Source organism: Arthrobacter sp. SAFR-044 (genome assembly GCF_059414985.1).
Map to the genome: position 1 here is coordinate 256,233 of NZ_JBPFDN010000003.1, position 19,227 is coordinate 275,459.

Here is a 19,227-nt window from a genome sequence, read left to right on the forward strand (position 1 = left end):
TGCGGGGTCAGGGCAGGATCAGGGATGTCCCCCATCTTTTGGCCACAGGCCCTCTTTGTCAGGGGGCGAGGGCACAATGGGTGCATGAAGACACTTCTGAATATCATCTGGCTGGTTTTCGGCGGCTTCTGGCTGGCCCTGGGTTATTTCCTGGCGGGCGTGGTCTGCTGCCTGCTGATCGTCACCATCCCCTGGGGCATTGCCTCATTCCGGATCGCCGCCTACACGCTGTGGCCGTTTGGCCGGATGGTGGTGGACAAGCCCGGCGGTACGGGTGTCTTCTCGCTGCTGGGCAACGTGATCTGGCTGCTGGTGGCCGGGATCTGGATTGCCATTGGACACGTGGTGACCGCGTTCGCCATGGCAGTGACCATCGTTGGCATCCCGCTGGCCATCGCCAACCTCAAGCTCATTCCGGTATCCCTGATGCCGCTGGGCAAGCAGATTGTGCCCACCAACACGCCTTTTGTGAGCAACTATCCCGTCCGGACCTACCGTTAGGCGGGACCGCCCGCTTTGCCGGGCAGTGCCGTCCCGTCACAGCGGACGGAACGCCCCGCCCCGCAGGATGGCCGCGGAGTCACTGCCATCCAGTTCGGCGGCGATGTCCACGTCCTCGGCGTAGCCGGCCCCGGACAGCTCCCGGCCGCTGGCGCAGTGCTGCAGCGTTTCGCGCAGGCGCGGCTCGGCCGCCTCGAAAACAGCCATGGCGGCCACGGCCTCCGGAGCGTAGCCGTGCCTGCCGTCCCCGGCTTCATAACCGCCCTTGCCGGTGGCCACCAGTCCTGCGATGAAAGCTCCGGCGCCGATCTGGTCCTCCACGGCAGGGCGCAGTGTGCCGTCCGGCCAGCGTTCGCCCGCGGCGACAACCGCAACTACTGCGTCGCCAGGAAGGTTGGCGGCCACCCAGTCTGCCGTGGCCGCGGCATTCCGGAGGCAAACGGCGGCCACCAGTGGAACTTCCGCCGCCAGCGCGTGGCAGAGCTCAGAACCGTTGGGGGAGGGCAGGACCACCCGTTCCAGCGCAACGGCCGCCCGGAGGCTGGCGGGGGACAGGCTGAGGCCGCCGCCGTGCCGTGGGCCGGCGAGCTGGGCCTGGTGGTGGGCGGCGAAGTCCTCTGCGGTGGTGTCGCGCCAGCGGTACGGAAAGACTTCCGCGCCCCGGTCCAATGCGACGCTGACGCAGGTTCCGAAGGACAGGACGTCCACCACGACGGCGATGTCAGCCCCGGCGGCCACCGTCCTGGCACCCTCCAGTCCCCAGTCCAGCCGGACGGTGAAGGGAAGCTGCCGGTGTGCCGCATTGGCGGAGTACGTGTGCCGTGGGTTGGTACCGGGCGCGTTCACTGCAGTTCGCCTTCCAGGTTGCAGTGCGCCGCGTCCTGCCATAGTTCTTTGGACCGCTGGTGATGGAAGAGAGGGTCCAGTTCCAGCAGTTGGCGGACGACGGCGGCCCTGCCGGCTGCGAAGTCCGCGTCGCCGATGTGCGCATAGTCTTTCCGCACGGCAGCGACGTAGCGCGCGTATTCCTCCGGTTCGCCGCCGAGGATGGAGAGGTCCGCGTCGCAGAGGAGGGCGCCGTCGTCGTCACCTGGCTCCGGACGGTGGTCCGATGTCAGCCGGACCAGGCGCGCCACTTCCGCCACCTCTGACCCCGGAAGGCCGGCGTCGGCAAGCCGTTCCTCCGCCAACCGGGCCGACTCCTCCTCGTCCTGGCCGGCAGCACCGCGGTACACGGCGTCGTGGAACCAGGCAGCCAGCAGCACTGTCCGCGGTGCTTCAGCCGGTTCCGTGAGCAGGTCCAGCGCCTCCAGCACGGACAGCAGGTGGGTGCAGCCGTGGTAGTGGCGGTGCGGTTCGCTCCACCGGTCCAGCAGGTCAAGGAACAGTGCGTCGTGGCCGGGCATGACGGCTTCCCAACGGTTCAGCAGCGGGACCTTCAGCGATTTGTTCCGGCGGCGTGCCGGGATCCGCAGCCCGCTGGCGATAAGCCTGCGGACCAGCACGCGGCCCTCCACCGAGACCGCGCCCGCCGCCACCAGGTCGGCAAAGCGGCGTTCCGGCACATCGTAGTGGTCGCCGTCGAACGCCCGCTCAGGGATCCCCGCGGCCGCAGCGAACGAATGCAGCTCGTCCAGGGACGCGTCCGAGACCAGGTGCGAAAAGTGTGTTCCGTGTGCAGGCCACAGCGGCGGGTCGATGTAGATGGCCATGCAAGGAGTCTAGTGCTGCCCTTCCGTATATCGCCGCGCAGCCGGGTGGCACGTTCATGACCGCTGGTGCGTCTTAAAACGTGCCGCTAACCCTCATTTGCGGACTAGAATCACCGAATGGCACTTATTCGCGTTGCAGAGGCTGCCCGTTTCCTGGGGGTGAGCGACGATACCGTGCGCCGGTGGACGGAGCAGGGAACCCTCACCGCACTCCGGGACCCCTCCGGCCGTCTCGCAGTGGACGGGCTGGAGCTGGCAGCGCACGCCCGGAAGCTCGCGCAGCTCCCCGACGACCCCAAAAGTGGCAGCAGTTCGGCGCGGAACCGGTTTGTGGGGCTGGTGACCAACGTCATCACGGACAAGGTCATGGCGCAGGTGGAACTGCAGTGCGGGCCCTTCCGGGTTGTCTCGCTGATGAGCAGCGAAGCCGTTCGTGAGCTGGGGCTCGAGCCTGGTGCCGTGGCCACCGCCGTGGTCAAGGCAACGACCGTCATCATCGAGTCGCCGAAGGGCCGGACCACCGCATGAGCCGGCAACCCGTTCGGTCCGCGGCTTGCATCATTCGGGCCGCCGTCCTCCCGCTGGCTGTGCTGCTGCTGGCCGTTCTTTCCGGCTGTACCCCGTCGGGGAGCCCGGACGCGGGGACAAGTTCCGGCGCGGCCACCGGTTCCGGCGCCAAGCCAAGCGGCGCCATCACCGTCTTCGCGGCGGCCTCCCTCAAGCAGGCCTTTACCGAACTCGCGAGCACTTTCGAAGCCGAACATCCGGGCACCACGGTCACCCTGAGCTTCGCGGGGTCCTCGGACCTGGCCAGCCAGATCAGCCAAGGCGCGCCCGCTGACGTCTTCGCCTCCGCGGACACAGCCAACATGCAAAAGGTGCAGGACGCCGGCCTTACCGACGGCATGCCGCAGGACTTTGCCACCAACACCCTGGCCATCGCGGTGCCGCCGGGCAACCCGGCTGGAGTTGCATCCCTGCAGGACCTGGCCCGGCCGGGCATCAGGCTGGTGACCTGCGCCCGGCAGGTCCCCTGCGGAGCCGCAACGGCCAAAGTGGCGGAAGCAGCGGGGCTCACGTTGAGTCCGGTCAGCGAGGAGAACGCCGTCACCGACGTCATGGGCAAGGTCGCCTCCGGCGAGGCGGACGCGGGGCTGGTCTACGGCACAGACATCAAGGCCTCCGGGGACAAGGTGGCAGGCATCCAGTTCCCGGAATCGGTGAGTGCGGTCAACACCTACCCGATTGCGGGCGTCGCCGGCGGCCGTAACAAGGCCACCGCCCAGGCCTTCCTGGACGTCGTCACCGGCCCGGAGGGCCAGAAGGTCCTCGCCGCGGCGGGATTCGGCCCGGCCAGTTCCGGCCCGGCCGGTTCCGGGTCAGCCAGTTCTGCCCCGGCCAGTTCCAGTCCAGGCAGCAAGTGATCCAGCGGCACGGGCCGCCGCCCCAGGCGCGGCCGCGCACCCAGGCCGCTGCCTACTCCGGCATCCCCGCATGGGTCCGTGCGCTGGCAGTCCTGGCCGCCGTCGTCGTTGTGCTTCCCCTGCTGGCCATGGTGCTGCGCGTTGACTGGGCGCAGTTCATTCCGCTGGTGACGTCGGAGCCGTCCCTGACGGCGCTGGGGCTGAGCCTGCGGACCTCGGCGGCGAGCACCCTTCTCTGCATCGCGCTGGGAGTTCCCCTGGCCCTGGTCCTGGCCAGGGACTCCTTCCGGCTGCAGGGGCTGCTGCGCTCGCTGGTACTCCTGCCCCTGGTGCTTCCCCCGGTGGTGGGCGGCATCGCCCTGCTCTACACGTTCGGCCGCCAAGGGCTGCTGGGGCAGACCCTGGAGGTGCTCGGGCTGCGCATCGCCTTCTCCACCACGGCGGTGGTCCTGGCCCAGACGTTCGTGGCGCTGCCCTTCCTGGTGGTGAGCCTGGAAGGAGCGCTGCGGACGTCCGGCTCCCGCTATGAGGCCGTGGCCGCGACCTTGGGGGCGCGGCCGGGCACCGTGTTCCGGCGGGTCACGCTGCCGCTGGTCCTGCCGGGCCTGGCCTCCGGCGCCGTCCTGTCCTTCGCCCGCAGCCTGGGTGAGTTTGGCGCCACCCTGACCTTCGCGGGCAGCCTCCAAGGGGTGACCCGGACCCTGCCGCTGGAGATCTACCTGCAGCGGGAAACGGACCCGGACGCCGCCGTCGCGCTGTCCCTGGTGCTGGTGGCCGTCGCTGTCGCCGTGGTGGCGCTCGCATACCGGCAACCGGCAGCGGCCCGTGCCGGAGCAGGGCAACGGACGACGGCGGCCGCGCCGGCTGGAGGGGACGTCCGGTGACGCTGTCCTTCCAGGCCGCCGTGGCCGGGCGAGGGTTCGACGTGGACCTTGCCGTCCGGCCGGGTGAAACGGTGGCCGTCATGGGCCCCAACGGCGCCGGCAAATCGACCCTCCTGGCCAGCATCGCGGGCCTGCTGCGGCCGGACAGCGGCCGCGCCGAACTCAATGGCAGGACACTGTTCGACCTCGATGGCGGAAAGCGCACGTGGGTCCCTCCCCACCACCGCGGCACCGCCCTGCTGGCCCAGGAACCCCTGCTCTTCCCGCACCTGAGCGCCGTGGACAACGTCTCCTTCGGGCCACGCAGCGCCGGCGTCCCCAAGCGGGATGCCAAGGATCAAGCCATGCGCTGGCTGGCTGAGGTGGAAGCGGGACACCTCGCCGGACGCCGTCCCGCCGAGCTTTCCGGCGGCCAGGCCCAGCGGGTGGCCGTGGCCCGTGCGCTCGCCGCCGATCCTGCGCTGCTGCTGCTCGATGAGCCGCTCGCCGCGTTGGATATCCATGCCGCCCCTTTGCTGCGCCGCCTCTTCAAGCGGGTCCTCGCGGGACGGCAGGCGATCATTGTCACGCATGACGTCCTGGATGCACTGGTGCTCGCCGACCGCGTGGTCATCCTGGAAAACGGGAAGATTGCAGAGGAAGGGCCCACGCGTGCCGTGCTGGAACGCCCGCACAGTTCCTTCGCTGCCGGACTTGCCGGGCTGAACTTCATCCCCGGGACCCTCGACGGCACTGGTGTCCGCACCAGCCAGGGCCTGCGGATCGCGGGGCACGACGAGGAACTGGGCGGCGACGGCGAACCCGGCCGGCTGCCGGAGCCGGCGGGTGCGGGCGTGGCCGTGTTCCCGCCGTCGGCCGTTTCCGTGTTCCTTGACGACGCCCACGGAAGCCCGCGGAACTCGTTCGCCGTCACCATCACCGACCTCGAGCCCCACGGCGACCAGGTCCGCGTCAGGGCGGGCGGCCTTGCCGCCGACATCACGCCTGCTGCCTCCGCGGACCTGGGCCTTGCTCCGGGCATGACGGTGCACTTCGTGGTCAAGGCCGCCGCCGTTTCCGTGTACGGAACCTAGCGCCAGGGCGCGGACGGTCCGGGCTGGACCGCAGGGAGGACCTCCGGCTCTGGACAGCTGTTTCGCCGTGGGCAAACATGGCTAAGGAATCTCGCCCTGCAAAGTTGAGCGTAGTACACTCAACCTAGTCAACAAGCCCCCGAAAGGAGCTCTCTTTGGACGTCAAATTCACCACCAAGAGCCAGGAGGCTCTTTCCGCGGCGGCAATGAACGCCTCGACGGCCGGTAATCCCCAGGTGGAACCGGCCCACCTCCTCAAGGCGCTGATGGACCAGCGGGAGGGCGTCGCCGTTGCGCTCCTCCGGGCCACCGGTGCGGACCCGGACGCCGTCAGCGTCCAGGCGAGCAGCGCCATCAAGGCCCTGCCGGCCACGTCAGGCGGCTCCAGCCAGCAGGCGCAGCTGTCCCGGCCTGCCCTGCAGGACATCCAGCATGCCAAGGAGGAGGCGGACCGGCTGGGGGATTCCTTCGTATCCACCGAGGTGCTCCTGGTGGGCCTCTCCGCCGGCAACGATGCCGCTGCGCGCCTGCTGCGTGAAGCCGGTGCCTCACGTGAGGCGCTGCTCGCGGCCCTCCCCGGGGTCCGCGGCGACCGCAAGGTGGACAGCCCCGACCCCGAGAACACGTTCCAGGCCTTGGAGAAGTACGGCACTGACCTCACTGCCATGGCCCGTGCCGGCAAGCTGGACCCCGTGATCGGACGCGACTCCGAAATCCGCCGCGTGGTCCAGGTGCTGTCCCGGCGCACCAAGAACAACCCGGTGCTCATCGGCGAACCCGGCGTGGGCAAGACCGCTGTTGTCGAAGGACTGGCCCAGCGCATGGTGGCGGGCGACGTCCCGGAAAGCCTGCGCGGCAAGACGCTCATCTCCCTGGACCTCGGCTCGATGGTGGCCGGCGCCAAGTACCGCGGCGAGTTCGAGGAGCGGCTGAAGGCGGTCCTTGAGGAGATCAAGGGCTCGGAAGGCCAAGTCGTCACGTTCATCGACGAAATCCACACCGTGGTGGGTGCCGGCGCCACCGGCGATTCCTCCATGGACGCCGGCAACATGCTCAAGCCCATGCTGGCCCGCGGTGAGCTCCGCCTGATCGGTGCCACCACCCTGGATGAGTACCGCGAAAACATTGAAAAGGACGCGGCCCTGGAACGCCGCTTCCAGCAGGTGTATGTGGGCGAGCCGAGCGTGGAGGACACCATCGGCATCCTCCGCGGCCTCAAGGAGCGCTACGAGGCGCACCACAAGGTCTCCATCGCCGACTCCGCCCTGGTGGCCGCCGCCACACTGTCCAACCGCTACATCTCTGGACGCCAGCTGCCGGACAAGGCCATCGACCTCGTCGATGAAGCCGCGTCCCGCCTCCGCATGGAAATCGACTCTGCTCCGGAGGAGATCGACCAGCTGCGGCGCCAGGTGGACCGCCTCACCATGGAGGAACTGGCCCTGTCCGGTGAATCGGATCCCGCATCCGTGGAGCGACTGGCCGCACTCCGCGCTGACAAGGCTGACAAGGAGGAGGAGCTCTCGGCCTTGAACGCCCGCTGGGAAGCCGAGAAGGCCGGCCTCAACCGGGTGGGTGACCTGAAGGCCAAGCTGGACGAACTGCGCTCCGCTGCTGACAAAGCACAGCGCGAGGGCGACCTCGAAACTGCCTCCCGGATCCTCTACGGGGAAATTCCGGCGCTTGAGCGCGAGGTGAATGCCGCTGCCGAGGCCGAGGCCGCCGTGACGGACAAGTCCGCGCAGATGGTGGCGGAGGAAGTGACTGCCGAGGATATCGCTGAAGTCATCTCTGCCTGGACCGGCATCCCGGCAGGCCGAATGCTGCAGGGTGAAAGCCAGAAGCTGCTGCACATGGAAGAAGAGCTGGGCCGGCGCCTGATCGGCCAGTCCAAGGCCGTGACCGCGGTGTCCGACGCTGTCCGCCGTGCCCGGGCCGGCATCAGCGACCCCAACCGCCCCACCGGCTCCTTCTTGTTCCTGGGCCCCACCGGCGTGGGAAAAACCGAGCTGGCTAAGGCACTGGCCGATTTCCTGTTCGACGACGAACGCGCCATGGTGCGCATCGACATGTCCGAGTACGGCGAGAAGCACAGCGTCGCCCGGCTGGTCGGGGCGCCTCCGGGATACGTGGGCTACGAGGAAGGCGGCCAGCTGACCGAGGCCGTCCGCCGTCGGCCCTACTCCGTAGTGCTGCTGGACGAGGTGGAGAAGGCGCACCCCGAGGTGTTCGACATCCTCCTGCAGGTGCTCGACGACGGCCGCCTCACCGACGGGCAGGGCCGCACCGTGGACTTCCGTAACGTGATCCTGGTGCTGACCTCCAACCTGGGCAGCCAGTTCCTGGTGGACCAGTCCCTGGACGCCACGGCCAAGCGCAATGCCGTCATGGCCACGGTGAACGCGTCCTTCAAGCCGGAGTTCCTCAACCGGCTCGACGAAGTGGTGCTGTTCGACGCCCTCACGGTAGACGAACTGGCCCACATCGTGGAGCTGCACGTGGCAGAGCTGGGGCGGAGGCTGCACGAACGGCGCCTCACCCTCGAAGTCACCGACGGGGCCAAGGCCTGGCTGGCACTGTCCGGCTACGACCCCGCCTACGGCGCCCGGCCACTGCGGCGCCTGGTGCAGCGTGAGATCGGCGACCGGCTGGCCAAGGCCATCCTTGCCGGCGAGATCAGCGACGGCGACACCGTGATGGTTGACACCGCAGCTGACCTGGGCGAACTCACCGAGGGCAACTTCGACGCGCTGACGGGTGCCCCGAGCTCCGGCCTCTCAGTGCGGCGGAAGGACTAGCCGGCCTGCAGGGCTGGGGGACTGCTGCCCTGGCGGTTTGGCCGTCAGGGCAGCACGCTCGCGTTGATCACGTTGCCGCCGTCGGCATTGACGTAGCAGTCCACCCTGCGGTCCCCGGACTCCCAGCTGGTGTTGCTGGGAAAGCTGCGCTGGTAGTTCAGCTGGAACTGCTTGGCCGCCGGGCCGAGCTTCGCTGCCTGGCAAACTTCCAGCGCTTTGGCCTTGAGCGGGTCAGCCCCCGGATACTTGGCGCTGTCCGGGTAGTGGAGGGTGGCTACCAGCTGCGCGGAATGGCCCGTGTCGCACGGCACCACCGTGGACGCCAGGGCCTGGGGGTCGAAGTCCTTGAAGCAGTCACCTACCGCGTAGGCTGCCGGCGCGACCCCGTCGCGGGGCAGCGGCTGGGGAGTGGCCGGCGGAGTGACGGCGGTCTGCAGCACGCCCGGCGCTGCACTTTTCGCTGTATCGATGCCGGGAGCAGAGTTCAGCCACACGGCGAGCCACGCCAGTGAGCCGGCCACGGCGAGGATGACGACGATGAGGAACGCCTTCCAGAACGCCGGCCTCCTGTTGGCCCGCTTTTCGGGCCCGGGATCCTGGCGCGGCTGGGACCAGGTCACAGACTCCGGAGCGGGTGCTGAACCGGCGTCGCCGCCCTGGACTATTGGCAGGCTTCCGGTCCGCGGCGGCAAGGCTGGTTTCGGCGGGATGTCCTGGTGGTTCACGGGTGCGCATCCTCCTGGGTTTGGTACCGCGGCTCGCCAAAGGCCATACAAAATCGGCAGTTCTTAAGTGACTCTACCGAAGAAAAATCCCGGAATCCCGCGGGCGCAGGTGCGTGATGGTACCCCACGAGGGCGCCCGGGCCATGAGGCGGCAAGCAGGGCCCGCCGAAAGCATGTAATCTAGGTGTACGACAAATTGACCAAACATTCCGGGGCCTCACCGATCGCCAAGGTGACCACCTCCGGTCCAAGTACAAAAGGGGGTCACGCCATGGGGCGCGGCCGTCAAAAGGCAAAAGCTACCAAGCAGGCTCGGGACATTAAGTACTACTCCCCGAACACTGACTACTCGGCACTTCAGCGTGAGCTGACGGGTCCGGGCAGTCGTTCGACGAGCCGTTACTCGAATGAGCCGGTTGAACCGGACTATTCGGCTTATGTGGATAAGTACGCGGATGATTTGGATGACGATGACGACGAGGTAGACAACCGTCGCATCGGCTAGTTGTCGCCGACAGCAAACTGCCCCTTTAGGCAGTTTGCGCGTCAGTTTCAATAATCTTCGCCTCGCTGCTTTTTCTGCAGCGCTAACGGTGCTGACCGCAGTCAAGGGGTCCGTTGGGAACACGCCTGTTTTGGGTATGTCCCCCAACGGGCCTTTTCGTGGTTCCTGCCTAACGCGTGCGGCGCCTGACAGGCATGAAGGTCCGTGGTGGGCCGTCCGCAGCCAGGAATGGAAGCATAAGGCTGGTGAGCGTGGCCGGTTGCTCCAGCGGCAGGCCATGGGACGCCCCGGGAATCACCGTCAGCTGCCCATTGGGCAGTGCCTCATACAAGGAGACGGTATGCGCCAGGGTCACAACGTCGTCGTCCCCTACCGCCACCAGTACCGGCTGCTGGATCCGGGAGATCTGGGAGGGAGTGAGCGAAGGCTCGGTGCTGATCAGTTGCATGCCTTTCCGGACTACTGCCTCAAAATGCCCGGGTCCGTCAGGGGACCGCTCGGCGTAGGCCCGGCCAAGCTCCTGTAACACAGGCGAGTCCGGGTCCATGTCCACCGGCTGGATGCCGTCCACGTGGTAGTTGGTGCCGATGACCACCATTTTTGCCACCAGGTCCGGCCTCGCCAGCGCTACGAGGAGGGCAATGATGCCGCCGTCGCTCCAGCCGACGAGATGGGCGCGGCCGGCGGCCACCTTCTCAAGGACGCTGATTGTCTCCCGCGCCATATCGTCGTAATGGAAGTCAGCGTCAGTGTCGGCGGTGTATCCATGGCCGCGGCGGTCGAAGGCGAGGAGTCGGTAGTGTTCCGCGAGTCCGGTGCCAATTGTGCCAAGAAGGGCATCACTGTTGCTGAGGCCGCCGTGCAGCAGGAGCAGTGGAGGGCCACTGCCGCCGCGGTCCTCCACCCACGTCGGGTGTCCATCAATGTCTATGGTGCCGGCCATGTGTTCTCCCGTTTTCAACCGTGTGGGGGTTATTGTGCCTCTTGCCCCTTTGCTGCTCAAGGGGTCCGTGTAGCGTTGCCTCCATGGCATTAGTTGAGGGATACCGTCAGGGCGAGCCCTGCTGGGCGGATCTGCAGACCCCCGATGTTGCGGCAGCCAAGGACTTCTACGGGCGGCTCTTCGGCTGGACCTTCCAGGACTTTCCCACCCCGGACGGCCGCAGTTACGCGCAGGCCTTTGTCCGCGGGCAACTGGTGGCCACCATTGCACCGCAAAGCCCCTTGCAACTGCAGGCTGGCACGTCCGCAAAGTGGAACGTCTACTTCGCCGCCGCAGACGCTGCCCGCCTGCTTGAGGAGGCTGGCCACGCAGGAGGTACCGCCCAGTTCGGGCCGGAGAAGGTGGGCGATACCGGCGTGCTGGGCTTCCTGACTCCTCCCGGTGGCGGGACCACGGGAATCTGGCAGGCAGGAAGCCACTACGGCAGCCAACTCTTCAACGAGCCTGGCGCGCTGGCCTGGGCGGAACTCTTCACGCCCGAGCCCCAGGCTGCCGTCGGCTTCTTCCAGCAGCTTTTCGGGCATGAGGTCACCGAGTATCCCCAGGATGACGGCGGCAGCTACAGTACGCTGCTCATCGACGGCAACGAGGTGGCGGGGATCATCCCTGCCGATGAGGTCGACGAAGCGGACTGGCAGATCTACTACGGGGTGGCAGATGTTGCCGTGGCGGCAGCGGAGGCCCAGGCCGCAGGGGGCCGGGTCCTCGTTGAGCCGGACGAGCATCCGGGCGATGGTTCACTGGCCACCATCGAGGACCCGCAGGGCGGCGTCCTCAACCTCATCCAGGTTGATTAAATGCATCGAGTGCTGGGTACTTGTCGTTCCCGGGCGTGAAAACGACAAGTACCCAGCACTCGATGGGAGGCTTAGGCGTAGGAGTTGACCAGGCGGACAGCTCCACCGTCCACGCCCTTGGCGCCCTGGACGTAGTCCGGGCCGGACTTGAGGATGGAGTCCGAATCCGCGGTGACCGTGCCCATGATCCAGGACGGCAGACCGCGTTCGTTCAGGCGCGCGACGGCGGCATCCGCGGCTTCGGCGGACACGATGGCCACCATGCCCACGCCAAGGTTCAGGGTGCGCTCCAGGTCGGCCAGCGGAACGTTGCCGAGCTCGGACACCAGCTTGAAGATGGCGGGCAGCTCCCAGGTGGCGCGGTCGACTGTGGCCACCAGGCCCTGCGGCAGGACGCGGGCCAGGTTGGCGGCAAGGCCGCCGCCGGTGACGTGGCTGAAGCCGTGGACGGCCGCGCCGGCGCTGACCGGGAAGGTGCGGGCCAGGTCCAGGCAGTCGGCGGCGTAGACGCGCGTGGGTTCGAGCAGCTCTTCGCCCAGGGTGCGGCCGAGTTCGGAGACCTGGCGGTCCAGGGCCCAGCCGGCGTGGTTGATCACGCGGCGGACCAGGGAGTAGCCGTTGGAATGCAGGCCGGAGGAGGCCATGCCGATCACGACGTCGCCGGCGCGGACGCGGTCCGGGCCCAGCAGTGCATCGGCTTCCACGACGCCGGTGGCTGCGCCGGCCACGTCGTATTCGTGCTCGCCCAGCAGGCCCGGGTGCTCGGCGGTCTCGCCACCCACCAGGGCAGTGCCGGCCACGGAGCAGGCTGCGGCGATGCCGCGGACGATCCCGGCGATGCGCTCGGGAACCACCTTGCCGCAGGCGATGTAGTCGGTCATGTACAGCGGCTCGGCGCCTACCACCACGATGTCGTCCACCACCATGCCCACCAGGTCGAACCCGATGGTGTCGTGGATGTCCATGGCCTGGGCGATGGCTACCTTGGTGCCGACACCGTCCGTGGAGGTGGCGAGCAGCGGCTTCTTATAGGTCAGCAGTTTGGAGACGTCGTAGAGGCCGGCGAAGCCGCCCACCCCGCCGATCACCGACGAGTTGTGGGTTGCCTTGACGGCATCCTTCATGAGCTCGACGGCGCGGTCCCCGGCTTCAACGTTCACGCCTGCGGAGGCGTAGGTGATGCCGGAGTTGTCTGCGGCGGTGTTGGCGGAAGTCATACGGAGTCCTTCTTGTCGGCGCCGGTGGCGGCGTGTACGTCGGGCACGAGGTCGGCTTCGGTCAGCAGGTTCTCGAATTCGGAGTCCGGGCCCGGGTCGCAGCCGGTGGCACCGGCCTTCTCCGCCGGGTCCTCGGTGGCGTCGACTGCCAGGGCGGCCGTTTCGCCGGGAAGGGCCGAAGGGGAGGGCTTCAGGCCGCCCAGGTCGGTACGCTCCAGCAGGTTCTTGCCCAGCTTGTCTGCGTCGGGCAGCTTGATGGGGTATTTGCCCGTGAAGCAGGCGGTGCAGAGGCGTTCGCGCGGCTGCCGGGTGGCTTCGATCATGCCGTCTTCCGAGATGTAGGCCAGCGAGTCGGCGCCGATGGCCTGCGAGATCTCCTCAATGGTGGCGCCGTTGGCGATCAGCTCGGCGCGGGAGGCGAAGTCGATGCCGTAGAAGCAGGGCCACTGGACGGGCGGGGAGGAGATCTTGACGTGAACGGACGCGGCACCGGCTTCGCGGAGCATCCGGACGATGGCGCGCTGGGTGTTGCCGCGGACGATCGAGTCATCCACCACCACAACGCGCTTGCCGCGGATCACGGACTCCAAGGCGTTGAGCTTGAGCCGGATACCCAGCTGGCGAAGCGTCTGCGAGGGCTGGATGAAGGTACGGCCCACGTAGGAGTTCTTGACGAAGCCATGGGCGAAGGGAATGCCGGATTCCTCTGCATAGCCAACTGCTGCGGGGGTGCCGGATTCAGGGACGGGGATGACGATGTCCGCCTGCTGCGTGTTTTCCCGGGCCAACTGCCGGCCCATCTCCACGCGGGACTCGTAGACGGAGCGGCCAGCGATGGCGGCGTCCGGGCGTGCAAGATAGACGTACTCGAAAACGCAACCTGCCGGCGTCGGGTCCGCGAACTTCTTGGACCGCACGCCGTCCTCGTCGATGGCGATGAACTCGCCCGGTTCGATCTCGCGGATGAAGCTGGCACCGACGGTGGCCAGTGCGGACTGTTCGGAGGCAACAACCCAGCCGCGCTCCAGCCGGCCCAGGACCAGCGGGCGGATGCCGAAGGTGTCGCGGGCTGCGTAGAGGGTTCCTTCGTCCATGAAGACGAAGCAGAAGCCGCCCTTGATCTTGGGCAGGAGTTCGGTGGCGGTCTCTTCGAGGCTCTTGCCGGGCTCGCCCTCCAGCAGGGCGGTGACCAGGGCCGTGTCTGAAGTGTTGCCCTGTTTCATTTCGCCGGTGAGCTGCCCGCCGTTGCGCTCGGTGATCATGGCGTTGAGTTCAGCGGTGTTGGTCAGGTTGCCGTTGTGCGCCAGGGCCACCGTGCCGGTGGAGGTGGCGCCGAGGGTGGGCTGCGCGTTGGCCCAGTGGCTGGCGCCGGTGGTGGAGTAGCGGCAGTGGCCCACGGCCAGGTGCCCGGTCAGGGTGTTCAGCGTGGTCTCGTCGAAGACCTGGGATACGAGGCCCATGTCCTTGTAGACGTTGATCCGCTTGCCGTCGCTGGTGGCTATGCCAGCCGACTCCTGACCGCGGTGCTGCAGTGCATACAGCCCGTAATAGGTAAGTTTTGCTACTTCTTCACCGGGTGCCCAAACACCGAAGACGCCACAGGCATCCTGGGGTCCTTTTTCGCCGGGAAGAAGATCATGGGAAAGTTTGCCATCGCCGCGTGCCACTGATCGATTATCGCACGATATGGGGTATGACTTTCCCCCGCTTCAGTTTGTGACCCGGCTAGGGCTGGGGATCGGTATCGGTATCCGGTTCCGATTCCGGGACGGCCTCCACGACTGCCCGTTCCTGCCGCCTTACGCTGCGGCGGTCCAGGACAAGCGCCAGGAGGGCGCCCAGGAGGGCGCCCGCAGCCGCGAACATCACCATGAAGAATCCGAAGACAGCGCCGGGATCGAACGTGGCATCGCCAGGGAGGGCGTAAGCCACCACTGCGGCGGCAATAATGCCTGCCAGTGCCCCCACAATCAAAAAGGGAACATACTTCGGAGCGCGGCGGACGGTCACTTCGCGCTGCTCGGCAGGGGTTTGTTCAAAAGCCATGCCATCCAGCCTACTGCCAGGACTTGTCGTGCGCGCGACGGGAAGCAGGGGCCTCGGGGCCCTGGAAAATGACGGCAGGGTACGGCCAGCCTGTGATAGCCACGCCCCCTGCAACTGATATATCTATTGACATGAAGTGTGGCCGCTGTCATATTTCCAGTAAGCACTCTGCGCGCTCTGTTGTGTAATAGGCAATTCAACGCGCCTTCATCGTAGGGCACGATCTGGTCCCCGAACGCGGCATGTCAGCTAGATTGGCACTTGGTGCCGACTCACCGGATCCGGCCGGGTCCAGGAAAGGAACACAGAACCATGGCCCATAAAGTTCAAGCTGTCGTTGTGCGGGAGAAGAACGCTCCGGTGTCGCTCGAGACGATCCTGGTGCCGGATCCGGGCCCGGGCGAGGCGTTGGTGGACATCATGACCTGCGGTGTGTGCCATACGGACCTGCACTACAAGCAGGGCGGCATCGGCGATGACTTCCCGTACCTGCTGGGCCATGAGGCCACCGGCGTGGTCTCCGCAGTTGGTCCGGACGTGACTTCCGTGGCGCCGGGGGACCGGGTGATCCTGAACTGGCGTGCGGTCTGCGGCGAGTGCCGGGCGTGTGCCAAGGGCCAGCCGCAGTACTGCTTCAACACCCACAATGCCACGCAGAAGATGACCCTTGAGGACGGCACGGTCCTTTCTCCCGCCCTGGGCATCGGTGCCTTCGCGGAGAAGACCCTGGTGGCCGCGGGGCAGTGCACCAAGGTTGATCCCGAGGTTGATGCGGCCGCGGTGGGGCTGCTGGGCTGCGGCATCATGGCCGGCATCGGCGCGGCGATCAACACCGGCGAGGTCAAGCGCGGCGAGTCCGTGGCAGTGATCGGCTGCGGCGGTGTTGGCATCGCGGCGATCGCCGGGGCGAAGCTGGCCGGTGCGACGACGATCATCGCCGTTGACATCGACGACAACAAGATTGAGATGGCCAAGTCCCTCGGTGCCACCCATGGCGTGAATTCCAAGCAGGAGGACGCGGTGGAAGCCATCCGGGCCCTCACCGGAGGCCACGGCGCGGACGTGGTGATTGACGCCGTCGGCCGTCCAGAAACGTACCGGCAGGCCTTCTACGCCCGCGATCTCGCCGGCCGGGTGGTCCTGGTGGGCGTGCCGACGCCGGAGATGACGCTGGAACTGCCGCTGCTGGATGTCTTTGGCCGCGGCGGGTCGCTGAAGTCCTCCTGGTACGGCGACTGCCTGCCGTCCCGTGACTTCCCCATGCTCGTCTCGCACTACAAGCGGGGCAACCTGGACCTGGACGCCTTCGTGTCCGAGCGGATCAGCATCGACCAGGTGGAGGAAGCTTTCGGCAAGATGCACGAGGGCAAGGTCCTGCGCTCGGTCGTCGAGATCCAGCCCGCTCAGGCGTCGGCATGAGTGTCACCATCGAGAACCTGGTCACCTCGGGCACGTTTTCGCTCGACGGCGGCACCTGGGACGTGGACAACAACGTCTGGATCGTGGGCAACGACGAGGAATGCATCATCATCGATGCGCCGCATGACGCCGCCGCGATCCTCAACCAGGTCCGCAGCCGGAAGGTCAAGGCCATCCTGCTCACCCACGCGCACAATGACCACATCGGTGCCGCGCGGGAGGTTGCTGACGCCCTGGGCGCCCCGGTCCTGCTGAACCAGGAGGACCTGGTGCTGTGGGAGCAGGTCTATCCTGACGTCAAACCTGACCGGTACCACTCCGACGGGGACGTGTTCGAGGTGGGCGGGGCAACCCTGCGGGCCATCCACACGCCGGGGCACTCCCCGGGGTCGACCTGCTTCTACCTGGAGAGCGAGGGGACGGTCTTCACCGGGGACACGCTGTTCAACGGTGGGCCGGGCGCCACCGGCCGGTCCTACAGCGACTACCCCACCATCCTGAAGTCCATCCGCGAGCGGCTGCTGGCGCTGCCGGCCAACACCGTGATCCGCACCGGCCACGGCGACAACACCACCATCGCCGCCGAGCAGGAAACGCTGGCCAAGGTTCCGCAGTAGCCGGCAGGGAAACCAGCAGAGAGTGCCCGTGGAGGCGCGCCGGGAACGTCCGGCGCGCCTCCAGTGCAAGTGAACAATAGCTGCCGGCAAGGGAGTTCCCGGGTGCCGGCGAGGAAGTTGGAACAATGAAGTTCGGCAAGCAGCCTGCCCCCGTCGAGGACATCAACGAGGACAACCTCGAGGTCCATAAGCCCAAGACTGAGGCCGCCGGGGTCAAGGCCGTCATGGTGGCCCTGGAGCGCGCGGTGGCACAGGCAGGCGTCACCCGCACGGCACAGTCACTGCTCCGGCTGAACCAGCGAGGCGGGTTCGATTGCCCGGGCTGCGCCTGGCCGGAATCGGACAAGAAGCGCAAAGCTGCCGAGTTCTGCGAGAACGGTGCCAAGGCCGTGGCCGAGGAGAACACCCTGCGGACCGTGGGCGCGGAGTTCTGGGCGAAGCACTCCATTGCCGAGCTCTCAGGGAAGACCGAGTATTGGCTGGGGAACCAGGGCCGGCTCAGCGAACCGATGGTGATCCGGGAGGGTGACACCCACTACTCGCCGATCTCCTGGAATGACGCGTTCGAGCTGATCGGTGAGCACCTCCGGGCGACGACCCCGGACCGCAGCGTCTTCTATACGTCCGGCCGCACCGCGAACGAGACCGCGTTCCTGTACCAGCTGTTCGCCCGGTCGCTGGGCACCAACAACCTGCCGGACTGCTCCAACATGTGCCATGAGTCCTCCGGATCGGCCCTGAATCCGACCATCGGCATCGGCAAGGGCACCGTGTCCCTGGATGACATCCACGACGCCGAACTGATCTTTGTCGTCGGCCAGAACCCCGGCACAAACCACCCCCGCATGCTGTCGGCGCTGAAGGAATGCAAGGACAAGGGCGGCAAGGTAGTGGCCGTGAACCCGCTGCCCGAGGCCGGCCTGTTCAACTTCAAGGACCCCCAGACCATCTCGGGCGTGGTAGGCGGCGGTACCCCGCTCGCCGACGAATACCTGCAGATCAAGGTGGGCGGTGACCTGGCGCTGTTCCAGGCACTGGGCCACCTGCTCCTGGAGGCCGAGGAGCAGAACCCCGGAACCGTCGTCGACCATTCCTTCATCGCCGCGCAGACCGACGGGTTCGCTGCCTACCGCGACGCCCGTGCGCAGCTTGACTGGGACGAAACCGAGAAGGCCACGGGACTCTCCCGCGCGCAGATCGAGAAGGTGGCAGGGGTGCTGGTGGCGTCCAAGGCCTCCATCTTTTGCTGGGCGCTGGGCGTGACGCAGCAACCGCACTCGGTGGACACCATCAAGGAAATGGTCAACGTCCTGCTGCTGCAGGGCAACTTCGGCAAGCCAGGTGCCGGTGCCTGCCCGGTCCGCGGGCATTCCAACGTGCAGGGCGACCGGACCATGGGCATCTGGGAAAAGCCGAAGGAATGGCTCCTCACGGCACTCGATTCCGAGTTCGGCATCTCATCCCCGCGGCACCACGGCCACGATGCCGTCGAGTCGATGGAGGCCTTCGAACGCGACGAGGTGGACGTGTTCGTCTCGATGGGCGGCAACTTCTCGCTTGCCTGCTCGGACACCGAAGCCCTTGAAGCCGGGATGCAGCGGATCGGGCTGACGGTGCACATCTCCACCAAGCCCAACCGCTCGCACATCGTGCACGGCCGCACCTCGCTGATCCTGCCCACGCTGGGCCGAACGGACAAGGACGACAAGCATCCCAAGGGCGCGCAGTTCCTGTCCGTGGAGGACTCGATGTCCGTGGTCCACTCCACCCAGGGCCGCCTCACCCCCGTCTCCGAGCACCTGCTCGCCGAGCCCGTGATCGTGGCGCGGATGGCGGAGGCGACCTTCGGACCGGACCATCCTGTGGACTGGCGCGGCATGGCCGAGGACTACGACGTGATCCGCGACCACATTGCCCGCGTCCTGCCAGGCTTCGAGGACTTCAACGCCCGGGTCCGGACCAGGAACGGGTTCGTGCTGCCCAACCCGCCGCGGGACACCCGGTCCTTTGCCACCGACATCGGACGGGGCCGGTTCACCGTCAGCCCGCTGGAATACCTGACGCCGCCGCCGGGCCACCTGGTCCTGCAGACCATCCGCAGCCATGACCAGTACAACACCACGTTCTACGGCCTGGACGACCGCTACCGTGGCATCTCCGATGGCCGCCGCGTGATCCTGATCCACCCCGAGGACCTCGCTGAATCGGGTTTCCAGGACCGGGAACTCGTGGACGTGGTGAGCACGTTCCAGGGCGTGGACCGCAGGGCGGATAAGTTCCGCCTGGTGGCGTACCCCACCGCGAAGGGTTGCGCCGCGGCGTACTTCCCGGAGGCCAACGCCCTGGTCCACAAGGAAAACGTGGCCCGCGTGTCCAACACCCCGGGCTTCAAGGCCATGTTCGTCCGCTTCGAGCCGCACCAGGGCTCTGCAGCGGCGGCCCAGGCGTCTGCAGGGGAGCTGGCAGGGACGCTGGCTTAGCCGCGCGATTACATCCATAGCAAAGC

At 67.1% G+C, this 19,227-nt stretch carries 18 protein-coding genes; 11 read left to right on the top strand and 7 right to left on the bottom strand.

Annotated elements, in window-relative coordinates:
* Positions 1 to 84: 84 nt before the first annotated feature.
* Positions 85 to 501 (top strand): YccF domain-containing protein, encoded by a 417-nt coding sequence (locus ACR65J_RS06250; RefSeq protein ID WP_440167060.1) that lies wholly within the window; start codon positions 85 to 87, stop codon positions 499 to 501.
* 36 nt (positions 502 to 537) lie between these two features.
* Here ACR65J_RS06250 and ACR65J_RS06255 read toward each other — a convergent pair whose 3' ends face one another.
* Both ACR65J_RS06255 and ACR65J_RS06260 read right to left on the bottom strand, forming a co-directional pair.
* Complete coding sequence (locus ACR65J_RS06255) at positions 538 to 1,347, bottom strand: 2-phosphosulfolactate phosphatase (protein WP_440167061.1); 810 nt, start codon at positions 1,345 to 1,347, stop codon at positions 538 to 540.
* A complete protein-coding gene (locus ACR65J_RS06260) occupies positions 1,344 to 2,213 on the bottom strand; it encodes a DUF4031 domain-containing protein (RefSeq protein WP_440167063.1) in 870 nt (289 codons plus the stop codon). Before ACR65J_RS06260 ends, ACR65J_RS06255 begins: the two co-directional genes overlap by 4 nt.
* 117 nt (positions 2,214 to 2,330) lie before the next feature.
* On the opposite strand from ACR65J_RS06260, the gene ACR65J_RS06265 reads away from it, so the two are divergent.
* The 5 genes from ACR65J_RS06265 (at position 2,331) to clpB (ending at position 8,392) form a co-directional block, all read left to right on the top strand.
* Entirely contained in the window at positions 2,331 to 2,741 is a 411-nt protein-coding gene (locus tag ACR65J_RS06265) for a TOBE domain-containing protein (RefSeq protein WP_440167065.1), read from the top strand.
* Positions 2,738 to 3,637, top strand: a complete 900-nt coding sequence (gene modA / locus ACR65J_RS06270) for a molybdate ABC transporter substrate-binding protein (RefSeq protein ID WP_440167067.1) — start codon at positions 2,738 to 2,740, stop codon at positions 3,635 to 3,637. Before ACR65J_RS06265 ends, modA begins: the two co-directional genes overlap by 4 nt.
* Entirely contained in the window at positions 3,634 to 4,521 is an 888-nt protein-coding gene (locus tag ACR65J_RS06275; protein ID WP_440167069.1) for an ABC transporter permease, read from the top strand. The genes modA and ACR65J_RS06275 overlap by 4 nt, the downstream gene beginning before the upstream one ends.
* A complete protein-coding gene (locus ACR65J_RS06280; RefSeq protein ID WP_440167071.1) occupies positions 4,518 to 5,594 on the top strand; it encodes a sulfate/molybdate ABC transporter ATP-binding protein in 1,077 nt (358 codons plus the stop codon). Before ACR65J_RS06275 ends, ACR65J_RS06280 begins: the two co-directional genes overlap by 4 nt.
* 155 nt (positions 5,595 to 5,749) lie before the next feature.
* The gene (gene clpB / locus ACR65J_RS06285; protein WP_440167073.1) at positions 5,750 to 8,392 is read left to right on the top strand and encodes an ATP-dependent chaperone ClpB; all 2,643 of its coding nucleotides are present in this window, start codon (positions 5,750 to 5,752) and stop codon (positions 8,390 to 8,392) included.
* Positions 8,393 to 8,436: 44 nt separating this feature from the next.
* Here clpB and ACR65J_RS06290 read toward each other — a convergent pair whose 3' ends face one another.
* On the bottom strand, positions 8,437 to 9,117 hold the full coding sequence (locus ACR65J_RS06290) for a septum formation family protein (RefSeq protein WP_440167075.1): 681 nt from the start codon (positions 9,115 to 9,117) through the stop codon (positions 8,437 to 8,439).
* A 271-nt stretch (positions 9,118 to 9,388) separates the two neighbouring features.
* Between ACR65J_RS06290 and ACR65J_RS06295 the strand changes: the two genes are divergently transcribed.
* Positions 9,389 to 9,622: a DUF3073 domain-containing protein gene (locus ACR65J_RS06295; protein ID WP_159635036.1), complete on the top strand. Its 234-nt coding sequence runs from the start codon at positions 9,389 to 9,391 to the stop codon at positions 9,620 to 9,622.
* Between the two features lie 169 nt (positions 9,623 to 9,791).
* On the opposite strand, the gene ACR65J_RS06300 is transcribed toward ACR65J_RS06295, so the two are convergent.
* Entirely contained in the window at positions 9,792 to 10,565 is a 774-nt protein-coding gene (locus tag ACR65J_RS06300; protein WP_440167076.1) for an alpha/beta fold hydrolase, read from the bottom strand.
* Positions 10,566 to 10,648: 83 nt separating this feature from the next.
* Between ACR65J_RS06300 and ACR65J_RS06305 the strand changes: the two genes are divergently transcribed.
* Positions 10,649 to 11,422: a VOC family protein gene (locus ACR65J_RS06305; protein WP_440167078.1), complete on the top strand. Its 774-nt coding sequence runs from the start codon at positions 10,649 to 10,651 to the stop codon at positions 11,420 to 11,422.
* Between the two features lie 71 nt (positions 11,423 to 11,493).
* On the opposite strand, the gene purM is transcribed toward ACR65J_RS06305, so the two are convergent.
* The 3 genes from purM to ACR65J_RS06320 are packed head-to-tail and all read right to left on the bottom strand — an operon-like array spanning position 11,494 to position 14,685.
* Positions 11,494 to 12,639, bottom strand: a complete 1,146-nt coding sequence (purM, locus tag ACR65J_RS06310) for a phosphoribosylformylglycinamidine cyclo-ligase (protein ID WP_440167080.1) — start codon at positions 12,637 to 12,639, stop codon at positions 11,494 to 11,496.
* Positions 12,636 to 14,306, bottom strand: a complete 1,671-nt coding sequence (purF, locus tag ACR65J_RS06315) for an amidophosphoribosyltransferase (RefSeq protein ID WP_440167081.1) — start codon at positions 14,304 to 14,306, stop codon at positions 12,636 to 12,638. The genes purM and purF overlap by 4 nt, the downstream gene beginning before the upstream one ends.
* A gap of 58 nt (positions 14,307 to 14,364) precedes the next feature.
* Positions 14,365 to 14,685 carry a hypothetical protein gene (locus ACR65J_RS06320; RefSeq protein WP_440167083.1) on the bottom strand — a complete coding sequence of 107 codons (321 nt, stop codon included), beginning with the start codon at positions 14,683 to 14,685 and terminating at the stop codon, positions 14,365 to 14,367.
* A gap of 312 nt (positions 14,686 to 14,997) precedes the next feature.
* Here ACR65J_RS06320 and ACR65J_RS06325 point away from each other — a divergent pair, with 312 nt between their 5' ends.
* The 3 genes from ACR65J_RS06325 to ACR65J_RS06335 all read left to right on the top strand — a co-directional run bounded on the left by ACR65J_RS06325 (position 14,998) and on the right by ACR65J_RS06335 (position 19,201).
* Entirely contained in the window at positions 14,998 to 16,104 is a 1,107-nt protein-coding gene (locus tag ACR65J_RS06325) for an S-(hydroxymethyl)mycothiol dehydrogenase (RefSeq protein WP_440167084.1), read from the top strand.
* On the top strand, positions 16,101 to 16,721 hold the full coding sequence (locus ACR65J_RS06330) for an MBL fold metallo-hydrolase (protein WP_440167086.1): 621 nt from the start codon (positions 16,101 to 16,103) through the stop codon (positions 16,719 to 16,721). The genes ACR65J_RS06325 and ACR65J_RS06330 overlap by 4 nt, the downstream gene beginning before the upstream one ends.
* Before the next feature lie 125 nt (positions 16,722 to 16,846).
* Positions 16,847 to 19,201, top strand: a complete 2,355-nt coding sequence (locus tag ACR65J_RS06335; RefSeq protein WP_440167088.1) for an FdhF/YdeP family oxidoreductase — start codon at positions 16,847 to 16,849, stop codon at positions 19,199 to 19,201.
* The last annotated feature ends 26 nt before the right edge of the window (positions 19,202 to 19,227 follow it).

Excerpts from the sequence above, each read along its gene's own strand:
- ACR65J_RS06250 (WP_440167060.1), top strand. The coding sequence starts at position 85 with ATGAAGACACTTCTGAATATCATCTGGCTGGTTTTCGGCGGCTTCTGG.
- ACR65J_RS06260 (WP_440167063.1), bottom strand. The coding sequence starts at position 2,213 with ATGGCCATCTACATCGACCCGCCGCTGTGGCCTGCACACGGAACACAC.
- ACR65J_RS06265 (WP_440167065.1), top strand. The coding sequence starts at position 2,331 with ATGGCACTTATTCGCGTTGCAGAGGCTGCCCGTTTCCTGGGGGTGAGC.
- modA (WP_440167067.1), top strand. The coding sequence starts at position 2,738 with ATGAGCCGGCAACCCGTTCGGTCCGCGGCTTGCATCATTCGGGCCGCC.
- ACR65J_RS06295 (WP_159635036.1), top strand. The coding sequence starts at position 9,389 with ATGGGGCGCGGCCGTCAAAAGGCAAAAGCTACCAAGCAGGCTCGGGAC.
- ACR65J_RS06300 (WP_440167076.1), bottom strand. The coding sequence starts at position 10,565 with ATGGCCGGCACCATAGACATTGATGGACACCCGACGTGGGTGGAGGAC.
- ACR65J_RS06305 (WP_440167078.1), top strand. The coding sequence starts at position 10,649 with ATGGCATTAGTTGAGGGATACCGTCAGGGCGAGCCCTGCTGGGCGGAT.
- purM (WP_440167080.1), bottom strand. The coding sequence starts at position 12,639 with ATGACTTCCGCCAACACCGCCGCAGACAACTCCGGCATCACCTACGCC.
- ACR65J_RS06320 (WP_440167083.1), bottom strand. The coding sequence starts at position 14,685 with ATGGCTTTTGAACAAACCCCTGCCGAGCAGCGCGAAGTGACCGTCCGC.
- ACR65J_RS06325 (WP_440167084.1), top strand. The coding sequence starts at position 14,998 with ATGGCCCATAAAGTTCAAGCTGTCGTTGTGCGGGAGAAGAACGCTCCG.
- ACR65J_RS06330 (WP_440167086.1), top strand. The coding sequence starts at position 16,101 with ATGAGTGTCACCATCGAGAACCTGGTCACCTCGGGCACGTTTTCGCTC.
- ACR65J_RS06335 (WP_440167088.1), top strand. The coding sequence starts at position 16,847 with ATGAAGTTCGGCAAGCAGCCTGCCCCCGTCGAGGACATCAACGAGGAC.